We start from the raw sequence: 12,966 nt of genomic DNA on the forward strand, positions 1-12,966 counted from the left end.
GCCCTCAAGGCGCACGTGAGGCGACGAGTTCGCGCCGGGTTAACACGGTTGTTTGCATGGGGGCGGCGGTTCGATAAAGGCGAAAGGACTTCCCCTCTGCCGCGCGCCGACCATGCCCATCGCCGATGACCCGCCGCTGCTCGATGTCCGCGGCGTGACCGTGCGGTTCGGCGGCATCACGGCGCTCGACCGGGTGTCGTTCCAGGTGCGGGCCGGCACCATCGCCGGGCTGATCGGTCCGAATGGCGCCGGCAAGACCACGCTGTTCAATTGCCTCTCGCGGCTGTACGGCTTCAGCGAAGGCTCCATCCTGTTCGAGGGCCGGCCGCTGCAGGAGCACGCCGCCCACCGGATCGCCGCGCTGGGGATCAGCCGCACCTTCCAGAACCTGGCGCTGTTCCGCACCATGAGCGTTCGCGACAACGTCATGGTGGGTGGCCATTGCCGCAGCTCGAGCGGCTTCCTGTCCAACGCGCTGCGCCTGCCGGCGGTGCGGCGGGAGGAGCAGGCGCTGGGCGAGCAGGCCAACCGCATGATCGAGCTGCTGGAGCTGGGGCCGGTGGCGCGCCGTCCCGTGTCCGACCTGCCGTTCGGCACCCAGAAGCGGGTCGAGTTCGCGCGCGCCCTGCTCAGCCGGCCCACGCTGCTGCTGCTGGACGAGCCGGCCGCCGGCCTCAACCACGAGGAGGTGGACGAGCTGCGCCAGCTGCTGCGCCGCATCCAGGCGGAACTGGCGCTCACCATCCTGCTGGTGGAGCACCACATGAACCTGGTGATGCGCGTGTCCGACCAGGTGGTCGCGCTCGACTTCGGCCGCAAGATCGTGGACGGCACGCCGGCGCAGGTGCAGGCCGACCCCGACGTGGTGCGCGCCTACCTCGGGGTGGAAGCATGACCGCGATGCTGCAAGCCAGCAACCTGCACGCCCAGTACGGCCCCACCCGCGTGCTGCACGGCATCGACTTCGAAGTGCGGCAGGGCGGCATCACCACCATCCTGGGCGCCAACGGCGCCGGCAAGACCACCGCGCTGCGTGCGGTGTGCGGCATGGTTCGCGCGCAGGGCGAGGTCCGGCTGGCCGGCGAGCGCATCGACGGCAAGACCACCGAAACCATCGTGCGGCTCGGCGTGGCGCACGTGCCCGACGGCCGCGGCACCTTCCTGAACCTGACGGTGGAGGAGAACCTGCGCCTGGGCGCGTACACGCGGCGCGACCGCGCGCAGGTCCAGGCCGATTTCGACCGCATGTACGGGTACTTCCCGCGGCTGCGCGAGCGGCTGCGCCAGCAGGCCGGCACCCTGTCGGGCGGCGAGCAGCAGATGCTGGCGGTGTCGCGCGCGCTGATGCTGCGGCCGCGCCTGCTGCTGCTGGACGAACCCTCGTTCGGGCTGGCGCCGCTGGTGGTGCAGGAACTGTTCGAGATCCTCGCCGCCATCAACAAGGCCGAGGGCACCAGCATGCTGCTGGTCGAGCAGAACGCCTCGCTGGCGCTGAAGCTGGCCGACCACGCCTACCTGCTGGAGACCGGCCGCGTGGTGATCTCCGGCACCGCCGAGTCGATCCGCGACGACGAGTCGGTGCGGCGCTCCTACCTGGGCTACTGAAGGGAAAGCGCGCGTGGAACTGCTGCTGCACCAGATCCTGGCCGGCCTGGCCACCGGCGGCATCTACGCCAGCGTGGCGCTGGCGCTGGTCATGATCTACCAGGCCACCCACCTGGTGAACTTCGCCCAGGGCGAGATGGCCATGTTCGCCACCTACATCGCCTGGTCGCTGATGCAGGCGGGGCTGCCGTACTGGGTCGCCTTCTTCCTGACGGTCGCCATCGCCTTCGCCGCCGGCGTGCTGATCGAGCGGGTGATCATCCAGCCGGTCGAGAACGCGCCGGTGCTGTCGGTGGTGATCGTCTTCATCGGCCTGCTGGTGATCTTCAACAGCCTGGCCGGGTGGATCTACACCTACACGATCAAGCCCTTCCCGAGTCCGTTCCCCTCGGGCAGCTTGCTGGACAACAGGTATCTGTCCTCGCACGAACTCGGCTCGATGGCCGTCACGCTGGTCGTGCTGGGGCTGGTGTTCGCCTTCTTCCGCTACACGCCGCTCGGCCTGGCGATGCGGGCGGCGGCGCAGAACCCGGCCTCCAGCCGGCTGGTGGGCGTGCGGGTCGGCTGGATGCTGGCGCTCGGCTGGGGTCTGGCCTCGGCGATCGGCGCGGTGGCCGGGATCATGGTCGCGCCCATCGTGTTCCTGGAGCCCAACATGATGGGCGGCATCCTGCTGTACGCCTTTGCCGGCGCGCTGCTGGGCGGCATCGACAGCCCGGGTGGCGCGGTGCTCGGCGGCTTCCTGGTGGGCGTGCTGGAGAACGTGGTCGGTGTCTACCTGGGCACCGAGCTGAAGCTGACCGTGGCCCTGGTGATCATCGTCGCGGTGCTGGTGGTGCGGCCCTCGGGGCTGCTGGGCAAGGTGCACGTGGCGCGGGTATGAGCAGCATGGAAACGCCTCCCTCGGTGCCGGTGATGCCGGCGCGGGCCACCGGCGACCGGCCGCCTGGCGCGCTGTCCGTCGACCGGCAGCAGACGATCGGGCTGGTGCTGCTGGCCATCGGCGCCTGCGCGCTGCCGTTCGTGCTGGGCAACTACCAGGTGTTCCAGATCACGCTGGCGCTGTCCTATGCGATTGCGCTGCTGGGGCTGAACATGCTGACCGGCTACAACGGCCAGATCTCGCTGGGCCACGGCGCGTTCTTCGCCATCGGCGCCTACACCGCCGCGATCCTGATGGAGACGGCCGGCGTCCCGTACTGGGCGGCCATCCCGGTGGCCGGACTGGTGTGCCTGGTCGCCGGCTTCCTGTTCGGGCTGCCGGCGCTGCGGCTGGAGGGCCTGTACCTGGCGCTGGCGACCTTCGCGCTGGGCGTGGCGATGCCGCAGATCCTCAAGCACAAGGCGCTGGAGCACTGGACCGGCGGCTCCATGGGCGTGGTGCTGATCAAGCCCGACCCGCCGGCCTGGGCGCCGCTGTCGCAGGACCAGTGGCTGTACTTCTTCACGCTGGCCTGGACCGCGGGGCTGTTCTGGGCCGGCTGGAACCTGCTGCGCGGCCGCGTGGGCCGGGCGCTGGTGGCGATCCGCGACCAGCCCATCGCCGCCCAGGCCATGGGCGTGAACACCGCGCTGTACAAGTCGCTCACCTTCGGGGTGTCGGCGCTGTACACCGGCGTGGCCGGCGCGCTGGCGGCCATCGCCGTGCAGTTCGCCTCGCCGGATTCGTTCACCATCTTCCTGTCGCTCACGCTGCTGGTCGGCGTGGTGGTGGGCGGGCTGGCGTCGATCTCGGGGGCACTGTACGGCGCCCTCTTCATCCAGTTCATCCCCAACATCGCCGACCAGATCTCCAAGGCGGCGCCGTGGGCGATCTACGGCATCTTCCTGATCGGCTTCATGTACCTCATGCCCTCGGGCGTCGCGGGCCTGATCCGGCTCGTTCGGCACCGGTTGGCAAACCGGTAGCGACCCTCGCGGCCGCTTGTGTGCAAGCGTGACTGTGTGAACTGGAAAGGAAGGACCATGACATCCACCAAGATTCCCCGCCGCTCCCTCGTGCTGGGCGCCGGCGCCGCGGTCGGCGCCTCCCTGCTGCCCATGCGCTCGTTCGGCCAGGCCAAGGAGATCAAGCTCGGCCAGACCATGCCCTACAGCGGGCCGGCGTCGGCCTACGGGACCATCGGCAAGGTCGAGCAGGCCTACTTCAGGATGATCAACGACGGCGGCGGCATCAACGGCCGGATGATCAACCTGGTCTCGGTCGACGACGGCTACAGCCCGCCCAAGGCGGTGGAGCAGGTGCGCAAGCTGGTCGAGCAGGAGCAGGTGCTGGCGCTGTTCCAGACGCTGGGCACGCCGAGCAACTCGGCGATCCACAAGTACGTCAACGCCAGGAAGGTGCCGCACCTGTTCGTGGCCACGGGCGCGACCAAGTGGAACGATCCGAAGAACTTCCCCTGGACGTTCGGGCTGAACCTGAGCTACCAGACCGAAGGCGAGATCTACGCGCAGTACCTGCTGAAGAACAAGCCCAACGCGAAGATCGCGGTCCTCTACCAGAACGACGACTACGGCAAGGACGTGCTGGCCGGCGTCAAGCAGGTGCTCAAGGGGGACAAGGCGAAGATGATCGTGGCCGAGCAGACCTATGAAGTGACCGACCCGACGATCGATTCGCAGATCCTCACGCTCAAGGCCTCGGGCGCCGACACCTTCATCAACATCACCACCCCCAAGTTCGCGGCCCAGGCCGTGCGCAAGGTGCCCGATTCCGGCTGGAAGCCGCTGCACCTGTTGAACAACGTGGGTGCCTCGGTCGGGTCGGTGCTGACGCCGGCGGGGCTGGACAAGTCGGTCGGCCTGGTCACGGTGAACTACTACAAGGACGCCAACGATCCGCAGTGGAAGGACGACCCGGCCATGCTCAAGTGGCGCGGCTTCATGGGCAAGTACTACCGCGACGGCGACGTCGCCGACGCCAGCAACATCTACGGCGTGCTCGCGGCCGAGCTGATGGTGCAGGTGCTCAAGCAGTGCGGCAACGATCTCTCGCGCGACAACATCCGCAAGCAGGCCGAAAGCCTGAAGAACTTCAGGTCGGAACTGCTGCTGCCGGGGATCACCGTCAATACCAGCCCCACGGACCATGCCCCGATCGAGCAGGCCCAGCTGGCCCGCTTCGACGGCAAGCAGTGGGTGCTGTTCGGCGAGGTGCTGGGCGGCGCGCAGTGACGGCTGCGCAGGCGCGCTCGCCCCGCGCCACGCGTCCCGCGCATGACTGCCATGGCCGAGGTCGCCGGTTAGAGTCGCGACCCAGCGGCCCCGAGCCGGCCGCGGATTGCCACTGCCCGCCCATGAGAACTTTCGCCTCCCTCGAAGAGCTGGCCGCCCTGGTCGGCCAGGACGTCGCCGTCAGCGACTGGATCACCATCACCCAGGAGCAGGTCAACCGCTTTGCCGAGGCCACCGGCGACCACCAGTGGATCCACGTCGATGTCGAGCGGGCCAAGGCCGGGCCGTTCGGCGCTCCGATCGCCCACGGCTTCCTGACCCTGTCGCTGCTGCCCCGGCTGTTCGAGAGCGCGGTGCGCATCGAAGGCACGCGCATGGGCGTGAACTATGGGCTCAACAAGGTGCGGTTCACCGCGCCGGTGCCGGTGGGCAGCCGGGTGCGCGGACACATGGCCCTGCTGGCCTGCGAGCCGCTGGAAGGGCGCGGCATGCAGATCACCTGGAAAGTGACGGTGGAGCTCGAAGGGTCCGACCGTCCGGCCTGTGTGGCCGAGTCGATCGCGCGTCGCTACGCCTGAGGCGTCCCCCGAAAAAATGGCCGGCGCACGGGCGCCGGCCACAAGGGAGTGATGATCACGAGCGGCCGCGCGGACGCGGGCCGGCCTTGGACTTGGCTGCCGCCGCGCAGGTCTTCAAGCCCGGCCGCGTGCAACCGTCCTGGGCAAAGTGTGTGGCTTCGCCGCTCAGGCAAAGCCGTTCTGGCGCCAGGCCTCGAACACGGTGACGGCCACGGCGTTGGACAGGTTCAGGCTGCGCTGGCCCGGCCGCATCGGCAGGCGCAGCCGCTGCGCCGGCGCAAAGGACTCGCGCAAGGGCGATGGCAGGCCGCGCGTTTCGGCGCCGAACACCAGCCAGTCACCGGCCCGGAATCCGACCTCGTGCACCAGGCGCGTGCCATGGGTGGTGAGGGCGAAGGTGCGCTGGGGATCGGGCCGTTCCGAGGCGAGCAGGGTGTCCCAGCCGGCGTGCCGCCGGACCTCGGCGTACTCGTGGTAGTCCAGCCCGGCCCGGCGCAGCAGCCGGTCGTCCATGGAGAAGCCCAGCGGCTCGACCAGGTGCAGGGTGCAGCCGGTGTTGGCGGCCAGCCGGATCACGTTGCCGGTGTTGGGCGGAATCTCCGGCTCGACCAGGACGATGTGGAACACGGGCTTCAAACCTCCTCGGTGCGGGCCAGCACCACGGCCGACACCTGCGATGCGCCGGCGGCGCGGAACACCCCGGCCAGCGCGAACAGGGAAGCGCCGCTGGTCATGACGTCGTCGACCAGTACGATGCGGCGCCCGCGCGCCTCGTGCGCCCGGGCCGGCTCCAGCGCGAAGGCGTGGCGCAGGTTGGCCAGGCGCGCCTCGCGGTCGAGCCGCGCCTGCGCCGGCGTATCGCGCAGCCGCAGCGCCAGCGTCGCGTCGGCACGCCCGGGCGCCAGCCGCCGCGCCAGTTCATGGGCCTGGTTGAAGCCGCGCGCCGCCAGCCGCTCGCGCGCCAGCGGCATCGGCACCACGCGATCGGCGCTGTCCAGGCAATCGCGCACCGCGCCGCGCGACAGCAGCAGGCGGGCAAAGCAGTCGGCCCAGCCGGGCTGGCCGGCAAACTTGAACTGCCCGATCAGCCCGGCCCAGGGATAGCCGTAGCTGACGGCGGCGTGGCAGGCATCGAGCACCGGCGGCTGCCCGGCGCAGCGGCCGCAGCGTTCGACGCCGACCGGCAGCGCCAGGGCACACAGGCGGCAGCGGGGACGCGGCTCGGCGAACCGCTCCAGGCACGGCCCGCACAGCGGCTGCGCCGGCCAGGCGCGGCAGGCCTCGCATTGCGCGGGCGCTGCCGCCGAAAGGCCTTGCACGAGCTGCCGGAACATGGCGGTCAATATACTTTGCAGCCTTCCGTGTCCGCCGAACTCCCCCCCACGATCGACCCCGCCGCGGCTGCACGCTGGGTCCGCGCGGCGCCCGCGCGTTCGCCCTGGCTGCACGACGAGGTCGCGCGCCGCATGGCGCAGCGGCTGGAGTGGATCCGGCTGGCGCCGCAGCGCTGGGCGCACTGGGAGCCGGTGCGCGGCGGCCTGGCGGCCCAGCCCCTGCTGGAGCAGCGCTACCCGCAGGCCGTGTGCCTGGCCGTGGAGCCGGACGAGCAGCGGCTGGCGGCGGCGCGCCAGGCGCTGGGCCAGTCCTGGTGGCAGCGCTGGGGCGGGCCGCGGCGCGAACTGGCCGGCTCGGTCGCCGACGCGTCGGTGCAGATGCTGTGGGCCAACATGGCGCTGCACTTCGAGCCCCGTCCGGCCGGCCTGCTGGCCCGCTGGCTGCGGGCACTGCAGACCGACGGCTTCCTGATGTTCTCCTGCTTCGGCCCGGACACGCTGCGCGAGCTGCATGCGCTGTACCGGGAGCTCGGCTGGCCGCCGCCCGGGCCGCAGTTCACCGACATGCACGACTGGGGCGACATGCTGGTGGAGGCCGGCTTCGCAGAGCCGGTGATGGACATGGAGCGCCTCACGCTGACCTGGGAGACGCCGCAGCGCCTGCTGGCGGAGCTGCGCGAGCTGGGCGCCAACCTGCACCCGGGGCGCTTTGCGGCCCTGCGCGGCAAGGCCTGGCGCACGCGCCTGGAGCAGGCCATCGAGCGCCGCCTGCGCAACGCCGAAGGGCGGCTCGCGCTCACGTTCGAGATCGTCTACGGCCATGCGCTGCGGCCCGAGCCGCGCGTGCGCGTGCAGGCGCAGACCGCTTTCAGCCTCGATGACATGCGCGGCCTGCTGCGCGGTGGTGCACAAAAGCTAAATCCGTAGTTCATGCGCGGAATTGATGCACATCAACGGGGCTACAATGCCCTGTTGATTTGTGTCAGTGCCGCCGATGCCGGTTTTTCGTTTCGCGACAGTCCAGGGGCAGGCCATCGTCTGGTTCCTGCGGCGTAACTGCTCGGTCACGCCGACCCAGCTGGGGTGGTTCTATGCCGCCCTGTGCGCCGTCTCGATCGCGATCGCTGCGTACTTCTGGCTGCGTGGCGCACCACTTGCAATGCCTTTTGCCTGGTTCGAGCTCGGTGCGCTGGGCCTGGCCTTCCTGGCCTATGCCCGGCACGCCGCCGACGGCGAGCGCATCTGCCTGCAGGGGCGCCGGCTGGTGGTCGAGCTGGAGAGCGCCGGTCAGCTGCAGCGCACCGAGTTCGATCCCGATTGGGTGCGGGTGGAGCCGCGCTCGGGTGGACGCTCGCTGATCGAGGTCTCGGGCCGCGGGCGCTCGGTGCGGGTGGGGCGCTACCTGCGGCCGGAGCTGCGGCCCCTGCTGGCACAGGAAATCAGGAGCGCGCTGCGCGAACGGGCCGCGGCCTGAGCGGCGCCGGCGGCGGATTGTGTGATTGAACAGACGGAACCAAGAACGATGAAGAGCCTTTCGATCAAGTCCGCCGGCCTCGCGGCCGCGCTGGCGTCCGGCGCGGCGCACGCGGTCAACGACCTTCCCGGCGGGCCCGGCGTGCGCCAGCTCAACCTGCACGAGGCGGCCACCCGCATCGCCGCCGAGATCTCCTGGCTGCACTGGTTCATGCTGATCACCAGCACGGTGATCTTCGTGCTGGTGTTCGGGGTGATGTTCTATTCGATCTGGAAGCACCGCAAGTCGGTCGGCCACAAGGCCGCCAACTTCCACGAATCGGCCACCGTCGAAGTGGTCTGGACGGTGATCCCCTTCATCATCGTGATCCTGATGGCGCTGCCGGCCACCAAGGTGCTGGTCGCCTCCAAGGACACCGGCAACGCCGACCTGACCATCAAGGCCACCGGCTACCAGTGGAAGTGGGGCTACGACTACCTCAACGGCGAGGGGTCGGGCCTGGCTTTCCTGTCCACCCTGGACAGCTCGCACCGCGCCATGTCCAACGCAGGCGCCGCCGGCGCCGTGCCCGACGACTACCTGCTCAAGGTCGACAACCCGCTGGTGGTGCCGGTCAACAAGAAGGTGCGGATCATCACCACGGCCAACGACGTGATCCACTCCTGGGGCGTGCCGGCGTTCGGCATCAAGCAGGACGCCATTCCCGGCTTCGTGCGCGACACCTGGTTCCGCAGCGAAAAGACCGGTGACTTCTACGGCCAGTGCTACGAGCTGTGCGGCAAGGAGCACGCCTACATGCCCATCCACGTCAAGGTGGTGAGCGCGCAGGAGTACACCGCCTGGGTGGCCGACCAGCAGAAGAAGCTGGCGGCCAAGCAGGACGATCCCAACAAGGTCTGGACGCTGGCGGACATCGGGGCCCGCGGCGCCAAGGTCTATGCCGCCAACTGCGCCGCCTGCCACCAGGAAAACGGCAAGGGCGCCGGCCCCATCAAGCCGCTGGACGGCTCGGCCATCGTGCAGGACGCCGACAAGGGCAAGGCGCTCGAGGTGGTGCTCCATGGCCGCGGCGCGATGCCGGCCTGGAAGCAGCTGTCGGACACCGACCTGGCGGCGGTGATCAGCTTCACCAAGAACCACTGGTCCAACAAGACCGGCCAGATCGTCCAGCCGTCCGAAGTGCTGGCGGCGCGCAAATAAGAAAGCACCCGAGGTAACGCCATGAGCGCAGTTCTCCCCACCCCCGGCCTCGCGCACGAGCACCACGACGACCACCACGCCCCGACCGGGTGGCGCCGCTGGGTCTATGCCACCAACCACAAGGACATCGGCACCCTGTACCTGCTGTTCTCGTTCACCATGCTGATGGTGGGCGGGCTGCTGGCCATGGGCATCCGCGCCGAGCTGTTCCAGCCCGGCCTGCAGCTGGTCAACCCCGAGCTGTTCAACCAGCTGACGACCATGCACGGCCTGATCATGGTGTTCGGCGCGATCATGCCGGCCTTCGTCGGCTTCGCGAACTGGATGATCCCGCTGCAGATCGGCGCCAGCGACATGGCGTTCGCGCGGATGAACAACTTCAGCTTCTGGCTGCTGGTGCCCGCCGGCATCGTGCTGATCGGCTCGTTCTTCATCCCCGGCGGCGCGCCGGCGGCGGGCTGGACGCTGTACGCGCCGCTGACGCTGCAGATGGGCCCGTCGATGGACGCCAGCATCTTCGCGATGCACATCATGGGCGCCAGCTCGATCATGGGCTCGATCAACATCATCGTCACGGTCCTCAACATGCGCGCCCCCGGCATGACGCTGATGAAGATGCCGATGTTCGCCTGGACCTGGCTGATCACCGCCTACCTGCTGATCGCCGTGATGCCCGTGCTGGCCGGCGCGATCACCATGACGCTGACCGACCGCCACCTCGGCACCACCTTCTTCAACCCGGCCGGCGGCGGCGACCCGGTGATGTACCAGCACATCTTCTGGTTCTTCGGCCACCCCGAGGTCTACATCATGATCCTGCCGGCCTTCGGCATCATCAGCCAGGTCGTGCCGGCGTTCTCGCGTAAGCGCCTGTTCGGCTACGCCTCCATGGTGTATGCCGTCGCCGCCATCGCGATCCTGTCGTTCATCGTCTGGGCACACCACATGTTCACCACCGGCATGCCGGTGACCGGCCAGCTGTTCTTCATGTACGCGACCATGCTGATCTCGGTGCCGACGGCGGTGAAGATCTTCAACTGGACGGCCACCATGTGGCAGGGCTCGATGACCTTCGAGACCCCGATGCTGTTCTCGGTCGGCTTCATCTTCGTGTTCACCATCGGCGGCTTCACCGGGCTGATCCTGGCCATGGCCCCGATCGACCTGCTGCTGCAGGACACCTACTACGTGGTGGCGCACTTCCACTACGTGCTGGTGGCCGGCTCGCTGTTCGCGCTGTTCGCCGGCTTCTACTACTGGTCGCCCAAGTGGAGCGGCGTGATGTACAACGAGACGCGAGGCAAGATCCACTTCTGGTGGTCGCTGATCTCCTTCAACGTCACCTTCTTCCCGATGCACTTCCTGGGGCTGGCCGGCATGCCGCGCCGCTACGCCGACTACCCCATGCAGTTCGCCGACTTCAACATGTGGGCCTCGCTCGGCGGCTTCGCCTTCGGCCTGGCGCAGGTGTACTTCTTCTTCTTCGTGGTGCTGCCGGTGATGCGCGGCCAGGGCGAAAAGGCCCCGCAGCGGCCGTGGAACGACCCGGACGGCAAGGGCGCCGAGGGCCTGGAGTGGGAAGTGCCGTCGCCGGCGCCGTTCCACACCTTCGAGACGCCGCCCAAGCTGGACGCCAGCGCCACCCGCATCCTGGACGGCCACATCAACCCGCACGCCGCGCCGGGCGCGGTGCCCCACTGAGCATGCCCGCGGCCATGAACGACGACGAGCGCAAGAAGGCCAACCGCCGCCTGGGCCTGATCCTGGCGTCGGTCGCGCTGGCCTTCCTGCTCGGCTTCATGGCCAAGATGATCCTCATGGGAGGAGGCTGAAGCCATGGCCGCAGGCGGGGAGAACCGCAAGATGGTGGGCAAGCTGGCGGTGGTGGCCGCCGGCATGTTCGTGTTCGGCTACGCGCTGATCCCGATCTACAAGCACATCTGCGAGCTCACCGGCATCAACATCCTGGCGCTGAGCGAAAAGCAGGTGCCGGGCGGCTCCACCGCGGCGGCCAACTCGCAGGTCGACCTGGCCCGCACCATCACCGTGGAGTTCGACGCCAACGCGCGCGGCCCCTGGCAGTTCAAGCCGGCGGTCTCCAGCCTGAAGGTGCATCCGGGCGAACTGGCCACGGTGGTCTACGAGTTCCAGAACGTGCAGGACCGCCGGATGTCGGCGCAGGCCATTCCGAGCTACGCGCCGCGCCAGGCCGCCGCGCACTTCAACAAGCTCGAGTGCTTCTGCTTCAACCAGTACACGCTGGAGCCGGGCGAGAAGAAGGAGTGGCCGGTCGCCTTCGTGGTGGATCCCAAGCTGTCCAAGGACGTGACCACGATCACGCTCTCGTACACCTTCTTCGAGGTGGGGTCGTCCACGCCGGCGGCGCCGGCCGCGGTTTCGTCGGCCGGGCCCGAGCCGGCACCCGGAGAGCGGTCATGAGCTTCCTGCGCACGGCGCGCGCGGTGGCCTGGTCCTTCTTCGGCGTGCGCAAGCGCAGCGGGTGGGAAGACGACGCCCGCCGCGCCAACCCCCTGCACGTGGTGGCAGTCGGGCTGGTGGGCATCGTCCTGGTCGTGGCCGGCCTGATCGCGCTGGTCAACTGGGTCGTCTAGGAAATCACACAAGAATCGAAAGCAGGAGTCGACAAACCATGAGCTCAACCGCCGGCGGCAGCCAGCCCTACTACTTCGTGCCGCATCCTTCGCGGCACCCGTTCTTCGCCGCCTTCGGCCTGTTCTTCGTCATCTTCGGCGCCGCCGCATGGATCAACAGCATCGGCTGGGGCAAGTGGACCTTCTTCTTTGGCCTGGTCTGGCTGCTGGTCGTGCTGTTCCAGTGGTTCAGCGACGCCGTGGGTGAAAGCGAGGCGGGCCAGTACAGCCGCCGGGTGGACCACTCGTACCGCTGGAGCATGAGCTGGTTCATCTTCTCGGAGGTGATGTTCTTCGGCGCATTCTTCACTGCCCTGTGGTGGATGCGCGCCCACTCGGTGCCCGCGCTCGGCGGTCTGGAGAACTCGATCCTGTGGCCCGACTTCAAGGCGGCCTGGCCCAGCACGGCGCCGGGCATCACGGCCTCGCCGGCCGGCACGGTGGAGCCGTTCCAGACCATGGGCCCGCTGTGGCTGCCGACCATCAACACGGCGCTGCTGCTGAGTTCGGGCGTGACGCTGACCATCGCCCACCACCTGCTGCGCGTGGGCAAGCGGGCCCCCACCATCGCCTTCATGTGGCTGACGGTGCTGCTGGGCTTCACCTTCCTGTGCGTGCAGGGCTATGAGTACTACCACGCCTACACCGACCTGAACCTGAAGCTGACGTCGGGCGCCTACGGCTCCACCTTCTTCATGCTGACCGGCTTCCACGGGTTCCACGTGCTGGTCGGCATGCTGATGCTGTTCTTCATCACGCTGCGGCTGATGCGCGGCCACTTCACGCCCGATCGCCACTTCGGCTTCGAGGGCGCGGCCTGGTACTGGCACTTCGTCGACGTGGTCTGGCTGGGCCTGTACGTGCTGGTCTACTGGATGTAAGGACTTCGTCGGGAAGAATCGCGTCGCGACTTCTCCCGGCGGCCCGATCGGAAGCGACAAGGCGCCCAG

General features: G+C 68.7%; 16 protein-coding genes. 14 read left to right on the forward strand and 2 right to left on the reverse strand.

Going from position 1 to position 12,966, the window contains the following annotated elements; translation table 11 throughout:
* Window positions 1-112: 112 nt before the first annotated feature.
* From PE066_RS13385 to PE066_RS13410, 6 genes are all read left to right on the forward strand, one after another.
* Window positions 113-895, forward strand: a complete 783-nt coding sequence (locus PE066_RS13385) for an ABC transporter ATP-binding protein (RefSeq protein ID WP_271233030.1) — start codon at window positions 113-115, stop codon at window positions 893-895.
* Complete coding sequence (locus PE066_RS13390) at window positions 892-1,605, forward strand: ABC transporter ATP-binding protein (RefSeq protein ID WP_271233031.1); 714 nt, start codon at window positions 892-894, stop codon at window positions 1,603-1,605. The genes PE066_RS13385 and PE066_RS13390 overlap by 4 nt, the downstream gene beginning before the upstream one ends.
* A 13-nt stretch (window positions 1,606-1,618) precedes the next feature.
* Window positions 1,619-2,488: a branched-chain amino acid ABC transporter permease gene (locus tag PE066_RS13395; protein ID WP_271233032.1), complete on the forward strand. Its 870-nt coding sequence runs from the start codon at window positions 1,619-1,621 to the stop codon at window positions 2,486-2,488.
* A 5-nt stretch (window positions 2,489-2,493) separates the two neighbouring features.
* Entirely contained in the window at window positions 2,494-3,513 is a 1,020-nt protein-coding gene (locus PE066_RS13400) for a branched-chain amino acid ABC transporter permease (RefSeq protein WP_271233033.1), read from the forward strand.
* A 57-nt stretch (window positions 3,514-3,570) separates the two neighbouring features.
* Window positions 3,571-4,779 carry an ABC transporter substrate-binding protein gene (locus PE066_RS13405; RefSeq protein ID WP_271233034.1) on the forward strand — a complete coding sequence of 403 codons (1,209 nt, stop codon included), beginning with the start codon at window positions 3,571-3,573 and terminating at the stop codon, window positions 4,777-4,779.
* A gap of 122 nt (window positions 4,780-4,901) precedes the next feature.
* Window positions 4,902-5,357, forward strand: a complete 456-nt coding sequence (locus PE066_RS13410) for a MaoC family dehydratase (protein WP_271233035.1) — start codon at window positions 4,902-4,904, stop codon at window positions 5,355-5,357.
* Window positions 5,358-5,522: 165 nt separating this feature from the next.
* On the opposite strand, the gene PE066_RS13415 is transcribed toward PE066_RS13410, so the two are convergent.
* Together PE066_RS13415 and PE066_RS13420 are read right to left on the reverse strand one after the other, a co-directional pair.
* Window positions 5,523-5,984, reverse strand: coding sequence for a tRNA (cytidine(34)-2'-O)-methyltransferase (locus PE066_RS13415; RefSeq protein ID WP_271233036.1), 462 nt, complete (start codon window positions 5,982-5,984; stop codon window positions 5,523-5,525).
* A 5-nt stretch (window positions 5,985-5,989) separates the two neighbouring features.
* Window positions 5,990-6,691, reverse strand: coding sequence for a ComF family protein (locus tag PE066_RS13420; protein ID WP_271233037.1), 702 nt, complete (start codon window positions 6,689-6,691; stop codon window positions 5,990-5,992).
* A 27-nt stretch (window positions 6,692-6,718) separates the two neighbouring features.
* Between PE066_RS13420 and PE066_RS13425 the strand changes: the two genes are divergently transcribed.
* The 8 genes from PE066_RS13425 to PE066_RS13460 all read left to right on the forward strand — a co-directional run bounded on the left by PE066_RS13425 (window position 6,719) and on the right by PE066_RS13460 (window position 12,897).
* Window positions 6,719-7,618, forward strand: coding sequence for a class I SAM-dependent methyltransferase (locus PE066_RS13425; protein WP_271233038.1), 900 nt, complete (start codon window positions 6,719-6,721; stop codon window positions 7,616-7,618).
* A gap of 67 nt (window positions 7,619-7,685) precedes the next feature.
* Complete coding sequence (locus PE066_RS13430; protein WP_271233039.1) at window positions 7,686-8,165, forward strand: DUF2244 domain-containing protein; 480 nt, start codon at window positions 7,686-7,688, stop codon at window positions 8,163-8,165.
* 48 nt (window positions 8,166-8,213) lie between these two features.
* Window positions 8,214-9,365: a cytochrome c oxidase subunit II gene (gene coxB, locus PE066_RS13435; protein WP_271233040.1), complete on the forward strand. Its 1,152-nt coding sequence runs from the start codon at window positions 8,214-8,216 to the stop codon at window positions 9,363-9,365.
* Window positions 9,366-9,386: 21 nt separating this feature from the next.
* Window positions 9,387-11,066, forward strand: coding sequence for a cytochrome c oxidase subunit I (ctaD, locus tag PE066_RS13440; protein ID WP_271233041.1), 1,680 nt, complete (start codon window positions 9,387-9,389; stop codon window positions 11,064-11,066).
* A 14-nt stretch (window positions 11,067-11,080) separates the two neighbouring features.
* Window positions 11,081-11,197, forward strand: a complete 117-nt coding sequence (locus PE066_RS13445) for a cytochrome oxidase small assembly protein (RefSeq protein WP_271233042.1) — start codon at window positions 11,081-11,083, stop codon at window positions 11,195-11,197.
* Between the two features lie 4 nt (window positions 11,198-11,201).
* Window positions 11,202-11,804: a cytochrome c oxidase assembly protein gene (locus tag PE066_RS13450; RefSeq protein ID WP_271233043.1), complete on the forward strand. Its 603-nt coding sequence runs from the start codon at window positions 11,202-11,204 to the stop codon at window positions 11,802-11,804.
* Window positions 11,801-11,977: a DUF2970 domain-containing protein gene (locus PE066_RS13455; RefSeq protein WP_271233044.1), complete on the forward strand. Its 177-nt coding sequence runs from the start codon at window positions 11,801-11,803 to the stop codon at window positions 11,975-11,977. The genes PE066_RS13450 and PE066_RS13455 overlap by 4 nt, the downstream gene beginning before the upstream one ends.
* A 38-nt stretch (window positions 11,978-12,015) precedes the next feature.
* Entirely contained in the window at window positions 12,016-12,897 is an 882-nt protein-coding gene (locus PE066_RS13460; protein ID WP_271233045.1) for a cytochrome c oxidase subunit 3, read from the forward strand.
* The last annotated feature ends 69 nt before the right edge of the window (window positions 12,898-12,966 follow it).

The organism is Ramlibacter tataouinensis (assembly GCF_027941915.1).
Classification (GTDB): Bacteria; Pseudomonadota; Gammaproteobacteria; order Burkholderiales; family Burkholderiaceae_C; genus Ramlibacter; species Ramlibacter tataouinensis_C.